The organism is Pseudarthrobacter sp. Y6, assembly GCF_050156205.1.
Classification (GTDB): Bacteria; Actinomycetota; Actinomycetes; order Actinomycetales; family Micrococcaceae; genus Arthrobacter.
On record NZ_CP189574.1, the window covers coordinates 1,954,378 to 1,972,197 of the forward strand.

General features: G+C 64.4%; 17 protein-coding genes and 1 tRNA gene. 13 read left to right on the forward strand and 5 right to left on the reverse strand.

Features of this window, described 5'->3' with window-relative positions:
• Window positions 1–101: 101 nt before the first annotated feature.
• Window positions 102–2,870: a pyruvate dehydrogenase (acetyl-transferring), homodimeric type gene (gene aceE, locus ACQCSW_RS09340; protein WP_426990482.1), complete on the reverse strand. Its 2,769-nt coding sequence runs from the start codon at window positions 2,868–2,870 to the stop codon at window positions 102–104.
• Window positions 2,871–3,268: 398 nt separating this feature from the next.
• On the opposite strand from aceE, the gene ACQCSW_RS09345 reads away from it, so the two are divergent.
• From ACQCSW_RS09345 to ACQCSW_RS09380, 8 genes are all read left to right on the forward strand, one after another.
• A complete protein-coding gene (locus tag ACQCSW_RS09345; RefSeq protein WP_426990483.1) occupies window positions 3,269–3,688 on the forward strand; it encodes a DUF3052 domain-containing protein in 420 nt (139 codons plus the stop codon).
• Window positions 3,685–4,179 (forward strand): peroxiredoxin, encoded by a 495-nt coding sequence (locus ACQCSW_RS09350; RefSeq protein WP_426990484.1) that lies wholly within the window; start codon window positions 3,685–3,687, stop codon window positions 4,177–4,179. Before ACQCSW_RS09345 ends, ACQCSW_RS09350 begins: the two co-directional genes overlap by 4 nt.
• A 6-nt stretch (window positions 4,180–4,185) precedes the next feature.
• Window positions 4,186–5,106 carry an NAD-dependent protein deacetylase gene (locus ACQCSW_RS09355; RefSeq protein ID WP_426990485.1) on the forward strand — a complete coding sequence of 307 codons (921 nt, stop codon included), beginning with the start codon at window positions 4,186–4,188 and terminating at the stop codon, window positions 5,104–5,106.
• A gap of 102 nt (window positions 5,107–5,208) precedes the next feature.
• Window positions 5,209–5,284, forward strand: a tRNA-Val gene (locus ACQCSW_RS09360).
• Window positions 5,285–5,369: 85 nt separating this feature from the next.
• The gene (locus ACQCSW_RS09365) at window positions 5,370–5,834 is read left to right on the forward strand and encodes a GrpB family protein (RefSeq protein ID WP_426990486.1); all 465 of its coding nucleotides are present in this window, start codon (window positions 5,370–5,372) and stop codon (window positions 5,832–5,834) included.
• Between the two features lie 10 nt (window positions 5,835–5,844).
• Window positions 5,845–6,135, forward strand: a complete 291-nt coding sequence (locus tag ACQCSW_RS09370; RefSeq protein ID WP_426990487.1) for a hypothetical protein — start codon at window positions 5,845–5,847, stop codon at window positions 6,133–6,135.
• A gap of 266 nt (window positions 6,136–6,401) precedes the next feature.
• Entirely contained in the window at window positions 6,402–7,199 is a 798-nt protein-coding gene (locus tag ACQCSW_RS09375) for an IclR family transcriptional regulator (RefSeq protein ID WP_426990488.1), read from the forward strand.
• Window positions 7,200–7,378: 179 nt separating this feature from the next.
• Window positions 7,379–8,728: an MFS transporter gene (locus tag ACQCSW_RS09380; RefSeq protein ID WP_426990489.1), complete on the forward strand. Its 1,350-nt coding sequence runs from the start codon at window positions 7,379–7,381 to the stop codon at window positions 8,726–8,728.
• 220 nt (window positions 8,729–8,948) lie between these two features.
• Here the strand turns inward: ACQCSW_RS09380 and ACQCSW_RS09385 are convergent, their stop codons facing one another.
• On the reverse strand, window positions 8,949–10,013 hold the full coding sequence (locus tag ACQCSW_RS09385; protein WP_426990490.1) for a D-2-hydroxyacid dehydrogenase: 1,065 nt from the start codon (window positions 10,011–10,013) through the stop codon (window positions 8,949–8,951).
• Between the two features lie 73 nt (window positions 10,014–10,086).
• Between ACQCSW_RS09385 and ACQCSW_RS09390 the strand changes: the two genes are divergently transcribed.
• From ACQCSW_RS09390 to ACQCSW_RS09400, 3 genes are read left to right on the forward strand one after another with little or no spacing between them, the layout of a single operon-like run.
• Window positions 10,087–11,031 (forward strand): NAD(P)-dependent oxidoreductase, encoded by a 945-nt coding sequence (locus ACQCSW_RS09390; protein ID WP_426990491.1) that lies wholly within the window; start codon window positions 10,087–10,089, stop codon window positions 11,029–11,031.
• Window positions 11,028–11,798: an SDR family oxidoreductase gene (locus ACQCSW_RS09395; protein ID WP_426990492.1), complete on the forward strand. Its 771-nt coding sequence runs from the start codon at window positions 11,028–11,030 to the stop codon at window positions 11,796–11,798. The genes ACQCSW_RS09390 and ACQCSW_RS09395 overlap by 4 nt, the downstream gene beginning before the upstream one ends.
• Entirely contained in the window at window positions 11,798–12,886 is a 1,089-nt protein-coding gene (locus ACQCSW_RS09400; protein ID WP_426990494.1) for an L-idonate 5-dehydrogenase, read from the forward strand. The genes ACQCSW_RS09395 and ACQCSW_RS09400 overlap by 1 nt, the downstream gene beginning before the upstream one ends.
• A 32-nt stretch (window positions 12,887–12,918) precedes the next feature.
• On the opposite strand, the gene ACQCSW_RS09405 is transcribed toward ACQCSW_RS09400, so the two are convergent.
• A complete protein-coding gene (locus ACQCSW_RS09405) occupies window positions 12,919–13,647 on the reverse strand; it encodes a FadR/GntR family transcriptional regulator (protein WP_111909578.1) in 729 nt (242 codons plus the stop codon).
• 172 nt (window positions 13,648–13,819) lie between these two features.
• On the opposite strand from ACQCSW_RS09405, the gene gndA reads away from it, so the two are divergent.
• Together gndA and ACQCSW_RS09415 are read left to right on the forward strand one after the other, a co-directional pair.
• Complete coding sequence (gene gndA, locus ACQCSW_RS09410; protein WP_354251642.1) at window positions 13,820–15,256, forward strand: NADP-dependent phosphogluconate dehydrogenase; 1,437 nt, start codon at window positions 13,820–13,822, stop codon at window positions 15,254–15,256.
• Window positions 15,257–15,380: 124 nt separating this feature from the next.
• Entirely contained in the window at window positions 15,381–16,214 is an 834-nt protein-coding gene (locus ACQCSW_RS09415; protein WP_426990495.1) for an oxidoreductase, read from the forward strand.
• A 16-nt stretch (window positions 16,215–16,230) separates the two neighbouring features.
• Here the strand turns inward: ACQCSW_RS09415 and epsC are convergent, their stop codons facing one another.
• Together epsC and cysK are read right to left on the reverse strand one after the other, a co-directional pair.
• Window positions 16,231–16,815: a serine O-acetyltransferase EpsC gene (epsC, locus tag ACQCSW_RS09420; protein WP_058932136.1), complete on the reverse strand. Its 585-nt coding sequence runs from the start codon at window positions 16,813–16,815 to the stop codon at window positions 16,231–16,233.
• 39 nt (window positions 16,816–16,854) lie between these two features.
• A complete protein-coding gene (cysK, locus tag ACQCSW_RS09425) occupies window positions 16,855–17,790 on the reverse strand; it encodes a cysteine synthase A (protein ID WP_354251639.1) in 936 nt (311 codons plus the stop codon).
• Window positions 17,791–17,820: the final 30 nt, after the last annotated feature.

Below are 17,820 nucleotides of genomic sequence, written 5' to 3' on the forward strand. Positions count from 1 at the left end.
TGTACAGAAACGCAGGGGAACGACGACGGCGACCCTCGCCTTTTTCGGTGAGGGTCGCCGTCGTCGTTCATTTCCGCTGACAGCAGGTCAGCAGGAGTTGATCAGGACTCGCCGCCCGCGTTACCGGTGGAACCGGCGTTGACGTTGTGCAGCTTGTACTTCTCGATTGCCTGGGCCGGGGCCTGGGCATCAACTTCGCCGCGGCGCGCCAGCAGTTCCAGGGAACGGACCACGATGGAGTGGATGTCGTTCTTGAAGAAGCGGCGGGCTGCTGCCCGGGTGTCGGAGAAGCCGAAGCCATCCGCGCCCAGCGTGGCGAACTCGTTCGGCACAAACTGGCGGATCTGGTCCGGCACCGCCTTCATGTAGTCCGAGACCGCCACCACGGGCCCTGTGGCACCGGCAAGCTGCTGGGTCACAAACGGAACACGGGCGGGCTTGCCCGGGTTCAGGAAGGCCTCTTCCTCGGCGGCCATGCCGTCGCGGCGCAGTTCGTTCCAGGACGTGACGGACCAGACGTCGGCGGAGACACCCCAGTCCTCGGCGAGCAGCCGCTGGGCCTCGATGGCCCAGGGGACGGAGACGCCGGAGGCCAGGATCTGGGTCCGGGGACCATCGATCTTCGCCGGAGCCACGAGGTAGATGCCCTTGAGGACACCTTCCACGTCGAGCTCCTCGGGTTCCGCGGGCTGCGTGATGGGCTCGTTGTAGACCGTGAGGTAGTACATGAGGTTCCGGTCAGCCGAATCGGGCCCGTACATGCGCTCGATGCCGTCCCGGATGATGTGGCCCATCTCGTACCCGTAGGCGGGGTCGTAGGTGACCACTGCCGGGTTCGTGGAGGCCAGCAGCGGGGAGTGGCCGTCGGCGTGCTGGAGGCCTTCGCCGGTCAGGGTGGTGCGGCCTGCGGTGGCGCCGATGATGAAGCCGCGGGCCATCTGGTCCCCGGCGGCCCAGAAGGCGTCGCCGGTGCGCTGGAAGCCGAACATGGAGTAGAACACGTACACCGGGATCAGCGGTACGCCGTGGGTGGCGTAGGACGTTCCTGCGGCGGTGAACGCCGCGACCGCACCGGCTTCGTTGATGCCGGGGTGGATCAGCTGGCCCTGGGCGGATTCCTTGTACGCCAGGACCAGGTCCCGGTCCACGGACAGGTAGTTCTGGCCCTTGGGGTTGTAGATCTTCGCCGTGGGGAAGAACGCGTCCATGCCGAACGTGCGGGCCTCATCGGGGATGATCGGCGCGATGTGCTTGCCGAAGTTCTTGTCCCGCATGAGGTCCTTGAGGAGCCGGACAAACGCCATGGTGGTGGCGGCCTGCTGCTTCCCGGACCCGCGCTTGGCAACCTCGTACGTTTTTGCTTCGGGGAGGGCGAGCTCCTGGTGCTTGGAACGGCGCTCAGGAACAGAACCGCCTAGCTGGGCACGGCGTTCCATCATGTACTGGATCTCCGGTGCATCGGTGCCCGGGTGGTAGTACGGAGGCTGGTACGGGTCCTTCTCCAGCTGTTCGTCGGTGACCGGGATCCGCAGGTGGTCGCGGAATTTCTTCAGGTCATCGAGGGTGAGCTTTTTCATCTGGTGGGTCGCGTTGCGTCCCTCGAAGTGGGGTCCGAGTCCGTAGCCCTTGACCGTTTTGGCCAGGATCACGGTGGGCTTGCCCTTGAATTCGGTGGCTGCCTTGTACGCGGCGTGGACCTTGTTGTAGTCGTGGCCGCCGCGCTTGAGGTTCCAGATCTCGTCATCGGAGAGGTCCGCGACCATGTCCTTGGTCTGCGGGGTCTTGCCGAAGAAGTGCTCGCGGACGAATCCGCCGGACTCGGCCTTGTAGGTCTGGTAGTCGCCGTCCGGGGTCTCGTTCATGATCTTCACGAGCGAGCCGTCGGCGTCCTGGGTGAGCAGGTCATCCCACTCCCGGCCCCAGACGACCTTGATGACGTTCCAGCCTGCGCCGCGGAAGAACGCTTCGAGTTCCTGCATGATCTTGCCGTTGCCGCGGACGGGGCCGTCGAGGCGCTGGAGGTTGCAGTTGATGACAAAGTTCAGGTTGTCGAGGTTCTCGTTGGCGGCGAGCTGGAGCAGGCCGCGGGATTCGGGCTCGTCCATTTCGCCGTCGCCCAGGAACGCCCAGACCTGCTGGTCCGAGGTGTCCTTGAGGCCGCGGTTGTGCAGGTACCGGTTGGACTGGGCCTGATAGATCGCGTTCATCGGGCCGATGCCCATGGACACCGTGGGGAATTCCCAGAAGTCCGGCATGAGGCGCGGGTGCGGGTAGGAGGAGAGCGCGTGGCCTTCCTTGGACTTTTCCTGCCGGAATCCGTCCAGGTCCTCCTCGGAGAGCCGGCCTTCCATAAACGCGCGGGCGTACATGCCGGGGGAGGCGTGGCCCTGGAAGAAGACCTGGTCACCGCCGCCGGGGTGGTCCTTGCCGCGGAAGAAGTGGTTGAAGCCGACCTCGTACAGGGTGGCTGCGCCGGCGTAGGTGGAGATGTGTCCGCCCACGCCGATGTTGGCCCGCTGTGCCCGGTGCACCATGATGGCGGCGTTCCAGCGCATGTACGCCCGGTACCGGCGCTCGAACTCCTCGTTGCCGGGGAACGGAGCTTCCTGGTCCACGGGGATGGTGTTCACGTAGTCCGTGGTGGTCACCATCGGCACGCCCACGCTCTGGGCGCCGGCGCGCTGGAGCAGGCTCCGCATGATGTATTGGGCACGCTCGGTGCCCTGTTCCTGAATCAGCGCATCCAGGGACTCCAGCCATTCGGCGGTCTCTTCCGGATCACGATCAGGCAGCTGGTTTGTCAACCCGCTGAGGATATGGGAGGTATCTTCTCCTGCAGCCACGTCCAACCTCTCTTTGCGCGCATGCATCGGCGCCCACATACCGGGCAGGGTGACTGTCCGGCATGAAGACGACGTGTGCGACGTATCGGTTACAACAGCCCGGTCATGTGCGCCGGGCAGGGTCCTATCACGCCTATGTCTGCCATTGAGTTCCAGGCGGTCGCCCCGCAGGCATAGTTGTCACCAGTCACTCTAGCTGTGACTCCAGCGCGATGCGTAGCCGCGTCCTTGGCGTCCCGGTTGTATTTCGCCGTCATACTGGTTGTGTGACGAAAGCCGCTGCAACGCAGGCTGACAGTGCCGGATGTGACGCAGAATATGGCGGATCGCGGTGGTGGCAGCTTGAAGCGCAGGCACAAAGGGTGTTGGCTGGGAGTAATGGAAATCACTATGCGCACTGCATGTATTAGGCATTGGAGGAACACGTGAGCGAGGCCGACGCCGCCACTTCGGTAAATGTGGCGGAAAAATTGGGTTTCAAAAACGGGGATCTGATTCAGGAGTTCGGTTACGACGACGACGTCGATTTCGACTTACGTGATGATATTGAGGACCTGACAGGGTTCGAGCTCCTGGACGAGGACGACCACGACGTTGTAGACGCCGTCATTTTTTGGTGGCGGGATGGCGACGGGGATCTGGTCGATACCCTCATGGATTCCCTGACCACGCTGAGTGAAAACGGTGTTGTCTGGGTGTTGACGCCAAAGTCCGGGCGCACCGGGTATGTGTCGCCGGCGGAAATCCAGGAAGCGGCGCCCACTGCGGGCCTGCACCTCACCACCTCCGCAGGTGTGTCGAAGGACTGGAGCGCCACCCGTCTGGTCAGCAGGAAGAACAAGTGACGGCAGCTCTTGCCGTAGCCGGGCAGACTGTTCCGGCGGTGGGGGAGCTTGCCCCGGACTTTGAGCTGGTGAACCAGTTCGGAGAACCAGTCCGGTTGTCCTCCTTTCGGGGTCAGAACGTTGTGCTGGTGTTTTATCCGTTTGCATTTTCGGGTGTCTGCACCGGTGAGCTCTGTGAAATCCGTGACAACCTGGCCGCGTTCGAGGATGCCAGGGCCACCGTCCTGGCAGTGTCTGTGGACAGCAAGTTCAGCCTGCGGGCCTATGCCGAGAAGGAAGGCTACGGCTTTGATCTTCTGGCCGACTTCTGGCCGCACGGCGCTGTCGCTACCGCGTATGGTGTCTTCGACCCGGAGAGCGGTATGGCTGGGCGCGGGACGTTCATCATCGATGCAGCCGGAACTATCCGCTACGTTGTGGTGAATCCGCGTGGGCAGGCGCGCGTGCTCGCCGAGTACCAGGATGCTCTGGCAGGTCTGGAACAGGCCTGACGCCGCATGGACCAGCAGCGGCACGGTATCGGCCTGACGGGCTTCGCTAGCCTGCCGGCCGCTGACCCTGCTGCGCTGTCCAGTGCGGACCTTCAAGGACTGGAACGGGTCCGGGAGTTATTGTCCGGCAAGCGGCTGGCGCTGCTGACCGGCGCAGGGCTGAGCACCGATTCGGGCATACCGGATTACCGTGGGCCGGGTGCCGTGCCACGTTCGCCCATGACATACCAGGAGTTTGTGCGCGAGGACGCCAACCGCCAGCGCTATTGGGCACGGAACCACATCGGCTGGTCCCACTTGCGGCACGCGGATCCAAACCCCGGGCACCGTGCGGCGGCAGAACTGGAACGGCGGGGCCTGCTCACCGGGTTGATCACGCAGAACGTGGACCGGTTGCATGAAGACGCCGGGAGCCGGAATGTCATTGACCTCCACGGTCGTTATGACCTGGTGGTCTGCCTGGATTGCAAACGCACGTACACCCGCCGCCTGCTAGCCGAGGTGCTCGAAGAACTGAATCCCGGCTTCCTGGCGGGCGCCACAACGTCCGGCCTGGTGGAAGTGGCGCCCGACGCCGACGCCACTGTTGAGGACGTGGCGCTGATCAGCAGTTTTGTGGTCGCTGCCTGCCCCGCCTGTGGCGGAATGCTCAAGCCTGACTTTGTCTACTTCGGCGAGAACGTGCCCAGGGAACGCGCGGAAGCCGCTTACGGGATGGTGGACAGTGCCGCCGCTTTGCTTGTTGCGGGATCATCGCTGACCGTGATGAGCGGACTGCGGTTCGTCCGTCACGCGGCGAAGGACGGCAAGCCCGTGGTAATCATCAACAGAGGCGATACCCGGGGCGACCAGTACGCCACCATCAAGCTTCACGCAGGCGTCAGCGAGGCACTGACCTGGCTCGCCGTCGAACTCCCCGTTCTTTGATCCGTGCGGGGGCCGAGTGTGTCGATTGGCTTTTCTTCCCGCCCGTCAGGTAGAGTTTATGTTCGTTGGTTGACGCGCTGAGGTGCGAAGAGCCGGCAGTTTGGGTCTTTAGCTCAGCTGGTAGAGCGCCACGTTTACACCGTGGATGTCATCGGTTCGATCCCGGTAGGACCCACCACCAAACCCCGTTGTTTCTGGCCCGAGCGGCTGGGAACGGCGGGGTTTTTTGTTGCCCTGCGCGGTTCAGGGCGTAGGGTCGGCCCATGAGTGTGAATGGGGTCGAGTATCTGCGCGGGAGGGATTCCCTTAATGGCCGCGTGGAACTCGTGGCATACGACGTAGGGTGTCCGGAGATCTTTTGCGACGTCCGCGACCACATCCTTTCCGCACTGGGCTCCACAAGCAGCACACTGGAGCACGTCGGCTCGACATCTGTTCCCGGGCTTGCTTCGAAGCCAGTCATTGACATTGTCCTGCTCGTCAAAGACTCCGCCGCTGAGGAAACGTACATCCCCCAGCTTGAGGCCGTCGGCTTCCTCCACCACCTCCGGGAGCCGGGGTGGTTGGAACACCGCCTGTTGAAGCACAAGGTCCACCAGGTGAATTTGCAGGCTGGCGGATCAGAAATGGACTTTTATGCAGGACTACTCCGATGCCAAGGGCAAAACGATCAGCGCCCTTCTGGCTCAATTCCGCTAGGGAGCCATATTGTCGGGGGCTGTCCCTAGTGTTCCCGCTATGGAATATGTGGTGGTTAAGACGGCTAGGGACGGCAGCCCGACGGCGGTGGTCAGCAGCGGCAGGGAATGGGCCGTCGGTGCCGACGCAGTGAGCTGGTTTGAACGTGTGAGCTGGTGGGAGGTGCAGCGCCGTATGCCCAAAGGGCTGGGCCGCGTGGATGTTGAGGTGTTGCAGGTCCAGGTGCGGCTGGGTCGCAATCCGCACTCCGCACTGACCACCATGATGCTGGAGCGCGACGGCCTTGGTGGCGGCTGGAGGCTGAGGGAATCCGTGGTGGACGTCGCCTGAACCCGGCGGGATATGCCAACACAACATTTTAGGCATTGGAAAACCCTCCACCGCGACTATTGGGGGATGCCGCGGTGGAGGGTCTGAAATGAATATACCGTGAACTTCCTGAAACAAACAAATGCCACGCGAACCGGGGTGCTTGGTGCGGCGGACGGCGCCTCGTCTCGGGCCCTGAATCGCCGCTAAGACATTATGATGGTTACTGTTCAGCAGAATGAACACATCTACGCGAAGCGCCCCGGCGTGCCGATCGAAGGAGAATCATGGCCGATTCCCGCACCCCCCGCTCCTCTGAGGGTTTAGGGAGCACATCGCCCGCGCCGGCGGTCACGCGTGCCGCCGCCGTCATGGACGCGCTGGCAGCCTCTGCTACCGGAAGGCTGACGCTGAGCGACCTTGCCCGCGAGCTGGGGATCCCCAAGTCGTCCACCTCCAACCTGTTGATGGCGTTGGAAGAAGCCAGGCTGATCAGCCGCCAGGGCGCCGAATTCACGCTGGGCCGCAAGCTCGTGGAACTCGGTGCCGCATATCTCAGCCGGCTCGACGAAGTGCAGGAGTTCTACCGGTTCTGCGAGCAGGCGCCGACCCTTTCCGGGGAGACAGTACGCATAGCCATGCTGGACGGAACCAACGTGATCTATCTGGCCCGCTACGAGGGCCATCCGGCGGTCCGACTGACGTCCAACATCGGCGACAAGATGCCGGTGTCCCTGTGTGCCGTGGGCAAGGCCCTGATTGCCCGCCTTCATGACCACGACGTCGACGCAATGTTTTCCGATGACGCCGAGCTTCCGGTGCTGACCCCGAAGTCCCTCCGCACCGGGGCCGAGTTGAAGGCCCAGCTGACCACCATCCGCGAACAGGGCTATGCGTTCGAAGATGAGGAATCCACTACGGGAGTAGTCTGCCTGGCTGTCTCGGTGCCGACGCGCGGCGCCCATGGCCCGAGTCTCGGGTTGTCGGTCACTGCGCTTAAGGCCACATACTCCGCGGAACAAGGTTCCCAGATGGTCACGGAACTGAACGAACTGGCGCGGTCCCTGGGCAATCCCATGGGCTGAGTGCCCCGCCCGGACGGCCCTATTAATGTTCATAACCCCGGTTGTGAACAAAATATCCGTCAACCACTTGCTACGTGTTCAACTTGCTGTACGCTGTTCAGCATAGTGATCCACCCAACAGGTGTCGTCGCTAACCCACCAGGCCAACGGGGGTCTGGAGTGTGTTTAAGGGAGTTCTTGTGACAACTCGTACTACATCGCCGCAGACTGACGTGGACGGCGCCGCCGTCGATCCAGAGCAGCTGCGAAGGGCGACTCTTGCCAGTTCAGTAGGCTCCGCTCTGGAGTACTACGACTTCTACATCTACGGGCTCGCCTCGGCCTTGATCTTTGGACCGCTCTTTTTCTCACCGCTGGGGGAAAGCGGCGCCGTGATCGCTTCCTTCGCTACCTACGGCGTGGGCTTTGCTGCCCGGCCGTTCGGCGGCGTTATCTTCGGCTACATCGGTGACCGGTTCGGCCGGAAGATGGTCCTGATCCTGACCATCGGCCTGATGGGCATGGCCAGCTTCGCCATCGGGCTCCTGCCCACCTTTGAACAGGCGGGAATGGTCGGCGCAGTGCTCCTGGTGGCCCTTCGAATCCTTCAGGGCCTGGGCGCCGGTGCCGAGCAGGCAGGCGCCACCACCCTGATTTCAGAAGTAGCCCCGCGCCGCCGTCGCGGATTCTTCGCCGCACTGCCGTTCGTCGGCATCCAGCTGGGCACCCTGCTCGGCGCAGGCACCTTCGCCCTGATGGCACTGGCCGACAAGGAAGTGCTGCAGGGCTGGCTGTGGCGCGTTCCGTTCCTGGCGAGCGTCATCTTGATCGTCATCGCGGTCTTCATCCGGCTCCGGCTCAAGGAAACGCCGGTCTTCCAGGAACTGGAAAAGCACAAGGCCGTGGTCAAGAACCCCGTGGTGCAGATCTGGAAGCACTCGAAGAAGAACGTGCTCATCGGCATCGGCCTGCGCATGGGAGAAAACGGAAACTCCTCCATTTACTCCGCCCTCCTGGTGTCCTTCATCAGCATGCCCGCCGGAATCTTCGCCGGCGACAAGTTCATCGGCCCCACCGGCCTCCTCATTGCCGCCGGATTCGCAGCGGTCATGGTGGTCACTTTCGGCGCCCTGTCCGACCGCTTCGGCCGCGTTCCGGTGTACCGCTACGGTGCCCTCTTCCAGGCTGTCATCGCCCTGCCAGCCTTCTACCTGGTCACGCTTGGCAATGTCACCCTCGTCTGGGTAGTCATGGTGGTGGGCATTTCGCTCGGCGTGCAGTCCATGCTGGGTCCGCAGTGCGCCATGCTGCCGGAACTATTCGGCTCCCAGCACCGCTTCACGGGAGTGGCGCTGAGCCGGGAGTTGTCCGCCGTCCTGGCCGGCGGATTCGCACCCATGATCGGTGTGGCCCTCCTGGCTGCCACCGGCCACTCCTGGCTCGTTCCCGCGATTTACTCCCTGGTCCTGGCGCTGATCTCCTTCGGCACCACCTTCTTCACGCCGGAAACCAACGGCCGGGACCTGCTCCTGGTGGAGGACGCACGCTAGCCGTACCGTACTCACTCTAAAAGGTGGCCTCCCCGAAACGGGGAGGCCACCTTCCGGCGTTAATGCCCACGCAGCCAGATGTACGTTCCCAGCGCCACACGGCTGGCTGTTCCCGCCGACACGACGCGGACACAACCGCCGACACAAAAGAGCCCCCGCTGCGGATTCCTGTTTCCAGGATCCACGGCAGGGGCTCTTGGTGCGGGCCGGGGGCTGCCCCTTAGTAGAAGTGGACCGGGTCCACGAGGTGGGGGAGGTCGCCGCCGTTGAGGAAAGTGCGCAGGTTGCTGCAGAAGCGCTCCGCGATCAGGCGGTTCTCCGCGGCACTGAGCGCCGAGGTATGCGGCGACACCATAACCTTGGGGTGGTTCCACAGTGGGCTGTCCCCGGGGAGCGGTTCCACGGCGAAGACATCAAGGCAGGCGTAGGAGACCTGGCCGTTGTCCAGGGCGTCCAGCAGGGCGTCCTCGTCCACCACGGTGCCGCGGCCGACGTTCACAAACACCGTTCCCGGCTTCATCGCGGCAAACACCTCACGGTTGAACAGCTTTTCCGTGTAGGGCGTGCCGGGCAGCGTATTGACGACGGCGTCCGCCGAGGCGAGCAGCCCGGCCAGTCCGTCGTTGCCGGCAACCTGCTCGATCCCTTCGATCGGCTCAACATTCCGCTTGGTGCCGCTGACCGTCATGCCCAGGGCGCGGGCGATCCGGGCCGTCTCCAGGCCGATTTCGCCCAGGCCGGTCACCACGAGTGTGGAACCGCTGACCAGTCGGGTGGGGGTCCGAAGCTCGGGCCACACCTTGGCGGCCTGGTCCTGGGCCAGCTCGGCGCTGCGCTTGAAGCCGTTGAGGATTCCCAGTGCAGCGAATTCTGCCAGCGGCCGGGCATGGACGCCGGCGGAAGTAGTCACCTTGAATTTGAGGAGGGTTTCGTGGTCCAGCCCGGAAGCCTTGACGGCACCGCCGGCGCCGGCGGCCATGGCGTGGACCCACTGGAGCCGTGGGTTCTCCCGCGCGATGCGGGCGAGGCCCGCGGGGTTTTCATTGGGCAGGCCGTACAGCACCTGCGCCCTGTTGAGCATGGCCCAGTACTGCCCCTCCTGCGCGGGAGTGCGTTTGAAGTCCGGATCCCCGGAGTGGTCGGCCGGAAAACGCTCGGGCGGAAGCAGGTCCGGCTCATAGAGAACAGTTACGGAGGGGTCTACGGCGCGGATGCGCTCCACCAGCTCTGCTTCGAGCGGGACGGCGATCGCGACGGTGGTTAGAGTCGTCATAGTGTTCATCATACTGAATAGAGGTTAGGATATTGGACAGATTTCCCTTCATTAACCACACAACGATGTGAGTCGAGGCCTATAAATGGAAGACAGAACAGCGGGCTTTGTAGGCCTGGGACTGATGGGGCTGCCCATGGCGGCGAATCTGCTCCGCGCCGGCTGGGCGGTCACCGCTTGGAGTAGATCCGAGGGACCCCTGCAGGAGTTCGTGGCGCAGGGTGGCCGCTCAGCGCCGGACGTTGCATCGCTGCGGGACCTTCCAGTCATCGCCTTTATGCTCCCGGACCTGTCCTTCATCGAGCAGGCTTCGGCGGGGTTGCTGGCGAGCTGGGAAGAAACTCCGCCGCAAGCCGGCACGGCCGTGGTGGTCACAAGCTCCGTCTCTCCGGCGAAGGTCCATGACTTCGGGCGCCGGGTGCACGAGGCAAGCCATGGCCGCGCCTCCGTGGTGGACGCCCCGGTCAGTGGCGGAACCAAGGGCGCGGCCGCCGGGACACTGGCCATCATGGCTGGCGGCGCCGCGGACGATTTCCGGCGGCTCGAGCCTTTCTTCAACGCGATGGGGACCACAGTCAGGCACATGGGCCCACTGGGCGCTGGGTCGCTCGCCAAGGCCTGCAACCAGCTCATTGTAGGAACCACGACGGCGGCGCTCGCCGAAGCGGCCGAGCTTGCCGAGCGCTCCGGGATTGATCCGGCAGCGCTTTTCGACGTTCTGTCCGGCGGCCTTGCGGGCAGCCGTGTGCTGGAGAACGTGGGACCGCGTCTGGTCCGGAAGGACTACACACCAACAGGCCCGGCGAAATTCATGCATAAGGACCTGTCCTTTGTGCTCGAATCAGCCCGGGCGGCCGGCGCTGCCGTGCCGATGGCGACTGCCGGCGTCGAGCTTTATGCCGAACTCAAGCGCCAGGGCCTTGGCGATCAGGACCTTGCCGTGGTCCGACAGACCATTTCGAATCTGAGCGTCAACATCAATATCGCGGAACCTGCGGATACCGCAACGAAAGGGACAGCTGCACCATGAGTGTACTTTTTGATCTGACGGGGCGGGTTGCCCTGGTGACGGGCTCGAGCCGGGGCATTGGCAACGCATTGGCACGGGCGTTGGCTGACGCCGGGGCGACGGTGGTGTTGAACGGGATTAATGCGGAGCGGTTGAAGGCTGCGGAAGCGGCCATGGCTGCGGACTTTGCCCCGGGGCGGGTGCATAGCCTCGCGTTTGATGTCACGAGCGATGCTGAGGCTGCCCGAGGTATTTCCTGGGTGGAGGAGCATGTGGGGCCGTTGCAGATCCTGGTGAATAATGCCGGGATCCAGCACCGGGTGCCGATGCTGGAGCTGGATGTCGCGGATTGGGAGCGGGTGATCAAAACGGATCTGACGAGCGCGTTCCTGGTGGGCCGGGAGGCGGCCCGGCACATGATCCCGCGCGGCAAGGGCAAGATCATCAATATCTGTTCGGTGCAGACGGACCTGGCGCGGCCCACGATCGCCCCGTATGTTGCGGCGAAGGGCGGGCTGCGGAACCTGACCCGTGCCATGACGGCGGAGTGGGCGGGGTCCGGGTTGCAGATCAACGGGATCGCCCCGGGCTACATCCACACCGAGATGACGCAGAACCTGGTCGATGACGAGCAGTTCAACACCTGGATCCTGGGCCGGACTCCGGCGCGCCGGTGGGGGACGGTCCGGGACCTGGCCGGACCGGCGGTGTGGCTGGCCTCGGACGGGTCGGATTTTGTAAACGGGCAGACGATCTTTATCGACGGCGGAATGACGGTGGTGGTCTGATGGGCACCTCAGCGGTAACCCAGGAAATCGGTGCATCCGTGCTGCCTGTCTCGGGTCCGGCGGTGGTGGCGCATGCGGCGGGGGATCTGCGGATCGAGGAGGTCCCCTTGGCGGCACCTGCGCCGGGCGAGGCCGTCGTCGAGGTTTCGTATGGCGGGATCTGCGGGTCGGACCTGCATTACTGGCTGCACGGCGCGGCGGGGGAGTCCATCCTGAAGGCGCCGATGGTGCTGGGGCATGAGATTTCCGGGACCGTGGTCCGCGCCGCGGCGGACGGGACAGGTCCGGCCGTGGGGACCCCGGTCGCGGTCCACCCGGCCACGCCGGGCCCGGGTGCGGGGGATGTCCGGTATCCGGCGGACCGGCCCAACCTGTCGCCCGGCTGCACGTACCTGGGCAGCGCGGCACGGTTCCCGCACACAGACGGCGCGTTCAGCCGGTATGTGAACCTGCCGGCACGGATGCTCCGGGCGCTCCCGGCGGACGTGGACTTGCGCACCGCGGCCCTGATCGAGCCGGCCTCCGTGGCCTGGCACGCCGTGTCCCGGGCCGGGGACGTGACCGGGAAGAGCGTGCTGGTGATCGGCTGCGGCCCGATCGGCGCCCTGGCCGTCGCGGCCCTTAAACGTGCCGGCGCGGCCCGGATCACCGCCGTCGACATGCATGCCAAACCGTTGGAGATCGCCGTCGCCGTCGGGGCGGACGCGGTCCTGCAGGCCGGCGACACAGAGTCGATCGCCGCGGTGCAGGCCGATGTGGTGATTGAGTCCTCGGGCAGCCATCACGGCCTGGCCTCAGCCATCCAGGGCGCGGCCCGCGGCGGGACCGTGGTCATGGTCGGTCTGCTGCCCACCGGACCCCAGTCCGTCCTGATCTCCCTGGCCATCACCCGGGAACTGGACCTGCGCGGATCCTTCCGCTTCAACGACGAGATCGACGACGTCGTCACCGCCCTCGCCGACGGCACCCTGCACATCAGCCCCGTCATCACCCACGAATACCCCCTCAGCCAAGGACTGGAGGCCTTCGAAGTCGCCAGGAACTCCGCCGAATCAGGAAAAGTGCTCGTCAACTTCCAACCGGAGTAGCGCTATTACGGACGGGCTGGTTCTGGGCGCGGTCAGTTCCGGCGGACCGGGATGAACACCCGGGGCTGGTCCGTCCAGGTTCCGGACAGCCGGGAGGTGGTGCGGCGCATGATCTGTTCAGAGGCGTCCCGGGCCGTTGCGGCGTCCCCGGCGGCGACCGCTTCGGCCAGGTCGACGTGCCACTGGAGCGCCCCCTCATGGGGGTGGTCTGGCATCAGTCCGTGGACCGTGCGCCCCGTCAGGGTCTCCGCCACCTGCCCCATCAGGTTGGCGAACATTTCGTTGCCCGACCCGGAGAGCAGGACCGAGTGAAAAGCGATGTCCAGCTCCAGGAACTTCTGCGCGTCCCCGGTGTGGCCTGCGTCGCGCAGGGCATGGGCAATGTCCACCAGTTCACGCCGCAGCTGCGCCGGTGCATTGTTCGCCGCCAGCTCTGCAGCTGCGGGCTCGACGGCGGAACGCAGTTCGATCAGTGACCGCAGCTGGGCTCCGCGGGCATCGCTGGACAGCCGCCAGCGGATGACCTGCGGATCGAAGGGGTTCCAGCGGCTCGGCGGCAGCACGCGGATCCCCACCCGCTTCGTGGTTTCGACGAGGCCCAAGGACTGGAGAACCCGCACAGCCTCGCGGACCACGGAACGCGAAACCTTCAGTTCTTCCTCAAGGTGCTCGGCCAGCATGATGTGTCCGGTGGGCAGCTCGCCCGTGATGATCCGGGTGCCAAGGTTCTCAATGGCACGGTGGTGCAGGCTGGTCGACATGGACTCAAGCCTAAACTGGGATCGACTGGCCCCGTTCCACAAAGTGGGCACCGCTTCCCTCCAGCCGATTGAATATATATGCTTTATTAGGATCCATCGGTTCGTGACAGCGTGCTTCGCAGCGAACGCGGAGCCATCTGCACATCCATTGCACAACGAAATTGGAGTTTTGATGTCTGCACACATCGGTGTCACCGGCCTCGCGGTGATGGGCGCCAACCTGGCCCGCAACCTGGCCCGCAACGGCTTCACCGTTGCCCTGCACAACAGGTCTGTCGAAAAGACTGACGCACTGCTCGAAAAGCACGGGACGGATGGCGACTTCGTCCGCACCGAAACGCTGCAGGAACTCGTTGACTCCCTGGAGAAGCCCCGCCGTGTCCTGATCATGGTCAAGGCCGGCAAGCCGGTTGACTCGGTCATCGAGCAGCTTGAACCCCTGCTGGAAGCCGGCGACATCATCATCGACGCCGGAAACTCCCACTACGAGGACACCCGCCGCCGCGAAGCTGCGCTGGCGAAGAAGGACCTGCACTTCGTGGGCATCGGCGTCTCCGGCGGCGAGGAAGGTGCCCTGAACGGCCCGTCCATCATGCCCGGTGGCTCCAAGGAGTCTTACGACGCGCTCGGCCCGCTGCTGGAAAAGATCGCCGCGCATGTTGACGGCAAGCCCTGCTGCGCATGGATCGGCACCGACGGCGCCGGCCACTTCGTCAAGATGGTCCACAACGGCATAGAATACGCCGACATGCAGGTCATCGGCGAAGCATTCGACCTCCTTCGCTCCGGCGCCGGCATCGAACCCGCCGACCAGGCCAAGATCTTTGAAGAGTGGAACAAGGGCGAGCTCGCTTCCTTCCTGATCGAAATCTCCGCCGAGGTCCTGGGGCACGTTGACACCCGCACCGGCAAGCCGTTCGTCGACGTTGTGGTGGATGCCGCAGGCCAGAAGGGCACCGGACGCTGGACGGTCATCTCCGCGCTGGAGCTTGGTTCCCCGACGTCGGGCATCGCCGAGTCGGTCTTCGCCCGCGCCCTGTCATCGCAGGCCGAGCAGCGCAAGATCGCCCAGGAACTGCTCGCCGGTGAGGAAATCGCCGTCGACGTTCCGGACACCTTTGTTGAGGACGTCCGCCAGGCGCTGTACGCCTCCAAGCTGGTTTCCTACGCCCAGGGCCTGGACATGCTGACCTCCGCAGCCAAGGAATACGGCTGGGACCTCAAGCTGGACGAGATCGCTTCGCTGTGGCGCGGCGGCTGCATCATCCGTGCAGAGCTGCTCAAGGAAATCACCAAGGCCTACGCCGCCGAAGACAAGCCGGCCAACCTGCTGTTCGCCCCGGCGTTCACCAAGGCTATCGCCGATGTCCTGCCGGCATGGCGACGCGTGGTCTCCACCGCCGTCCAGCTCGGCATCCCCGTGCCGGTCTTCTCCTCTTCACTGGCCTACTACGACGGCCTGCGCCGCAAGCGCCTGCCGGCCGCAGTGATCCAGGGCCAGCGTGACCTCTTCGGCGCGCACACCTACGGCCGTGTCGACGCCGAGGGCACTTTCCACACCCTGTGGGGCGAGGACAAGTCCGAAATCGAAGCAGTGGACACGCACTAATCGCCACGCTCTGATTGCATCAAGCTGCAAACCCTGCGGCCGGCACTTCCCGGATATTCTGGGAGCTGCCGGCCGTTGGCGTTTCCGGCAGCAGCCGCGGTGTCCGTCCATCCAAGGAGTCAGAATGCCCAAGCCAGTCGCATTTGTTACGGGAGCCTCCACGGGTATCGGCTTCGAGGCGGCGAAGAAGCTCAGCAGCCACGGCTTCATTGTCTACGCCGGCGCCCGCCGGGTGGACAGAATGGAGCCGCTGAAAGCGCTTGGCGTCCAAGTCCTGGCACTGGACGTGACGGACGATGATTCGATGCGTGCCGCCGTCGGCCGTGTCCTGGAAGAGCGCGGGCGGATAGACGTCCTGGTCAACAACGCCGGCTACGGGTCCTACGGGGCGCTGGAACAGGTGGATCTGGCCGAAGGCCGGCGCCAATTCGATGTGAACGTCTTTGGCCTTGCCAGGATGACCCAGCTGGTCCTACCGGCCATGCGGAGCGCTGGGCGCGGCAGGATCATCAACATCTCGTCCATCGGCGGAAAATTCTACGAGCCCCTGGGTGCCTGGTACCACGCCACGAAGTTCGCCGTTGAGGGCATGAGTGACGCACTGCGGCTGGAACTCAAGCCGCACGGCATCGAGGTAGCCATCATTGAACCGGCAGGTACGCTGAGCGAATGGGGCCGGATTTCTGCCGACGGGCTGCTGGCCAGCAGCGGCGAGGGGCCGTATGCTGCCCAGGCCCGGCAGATGGCGGACGTCCTGGCCACTACCGATAGGCCCGAAACGTCAACGCCCCCGGCGGTGATTGCGGCGGCCGTGCTGCACGCGGCCACAGCTGCGCGTCCCCGGACCCGGTATCCGGTGGGCAGGGGAGCGGCAGCCATTGTGGGCCTTCGGCGCGTCCTGCCGGACCGGCTCTATGATGCGGTGGTCATGGCAGTCCTGAAGCGTGTTGCCGGCTAGCGGCAGCAGCGAAGGATCAGATCCGGTACTCGATGTCGTACTCGGCCGGATCCACTGCAGGCTTGGTTTCGCGCTGGGCATCGCGGTGGCGCCACTTGGCGGGCACTCCGGTAACAATCGATTCCGGCGGCGCGTCCTTGACCACAACGGCGTTCGCGCCCACGGCGCTGTCCCGGCCGATGGTGATGGGTCCCAGGATCTTGGCTCCGGCACCGATGGTCACCCGGTCCTCAATGGTGGGGTGGCGCTTGACCTTGGCCAGCGAGCGGCCGCCCAACGTGACGCCGTGGTAGATCATCACGTCTTCGCCGATTTCGGCGGTCTCGCCGATGACCACACCCATGCCGTGGTCGATGAAGAAGCGTCGGCCGATCGTGGCGCCGGGATGGATCTCGATTCCGGTCAGGAAGCGGCCCAGCTGCGACACCAGCCGCGCCGGGAACCGCAGCCCCGGGGTTTGCCACATACGGTGCGTCAGCCGGTGGATCCAGATGGCGTGCAGCCCCGAATAGGCGAAAAAGTTCTCAAAAGAACCTCGAGCCGCCGGGTCGTGTGACCGGGCGGCGTCGAGGTCTTCCTTCAGTCTTGCGAAAAATCCCACAAAGTTCTTTCTACAGGAAACGGGGCGACAACGGGCTGATCAGCCGCGGATGTCGTCATAGAGCACGGTGGAGATGTAACGCTCACCGAAGTCGCAGACAACCGCCACGATCAGCTTGCCGGCATTCTCCGGACGCTTGGCGAGTTCCAGGGCACCCCAAACGATGGCGCCGGAGGAGATGCCGCCGAGGATGCCTTCCTTAACGCCGAGTTCACGGGCTACGCGTACGGAATCCTCAAGGGTGGCGTCCAGGACCTCGTCGTAGACGTTGGTGTCCAGGATTTCCGGGATGAAGTTCGCGCCGATGCCCTGGATCTTGTGCGGCCCGGGAGCGCCGCCGTTCAGGATGGCGGAGTCCTTTGGTTCGATGGCGACAATCTGGACTTCAGGCTTGCGTTCCTTCAGGACCTGGCCGACGCCGGTGACGGTTCCGCCGGTGCCGATGCCTGCCACGAAGATGTCCACCTTGCCGTCGGTGTCGGACCAGATTTCCTCAGCGGTGGTGGTGCGGTGGATCTCAGGGTTGGCCTCGTTGGCGAACTGCTGGGCCCAAATGGAGTTCTCCGTGTTGGCCACGATTTCCTGGGCCTTCTCCACGGCGCCTCGCATGCCCTCGGAACCCGGGGTCAGCACAATCTCGGCACCGAACGCCCGCAGCATTACGCGGCGTTCGGTGGACATGGTCTCGGGCATGGTCAGGATGACCTTGTAACCGCGGGCCGCGCCCACCATGGCCAGGGCGATGCCTGTGTTGCCGGATGTGCCTTCAACGATGGTGCCGCCGGGCTTGAGGGCGCCGGACTTCTCAGCGGCGTCAACGATGGCCACGCCGATGCGGTCCTTAACGCTGTTGGCCGGGTTGTAGAACTCAAGCTTGACGGCCACAGTGGCGCCCAGGCCCTCGGTCAGCCGGTTCAGGCGGACCAGCGGAGTGCCGCCGACCAACTGCGTTACATCGTCATAGATCCGTGCCATGTAGATATGCCTATCTCTCAAGTGTGAATA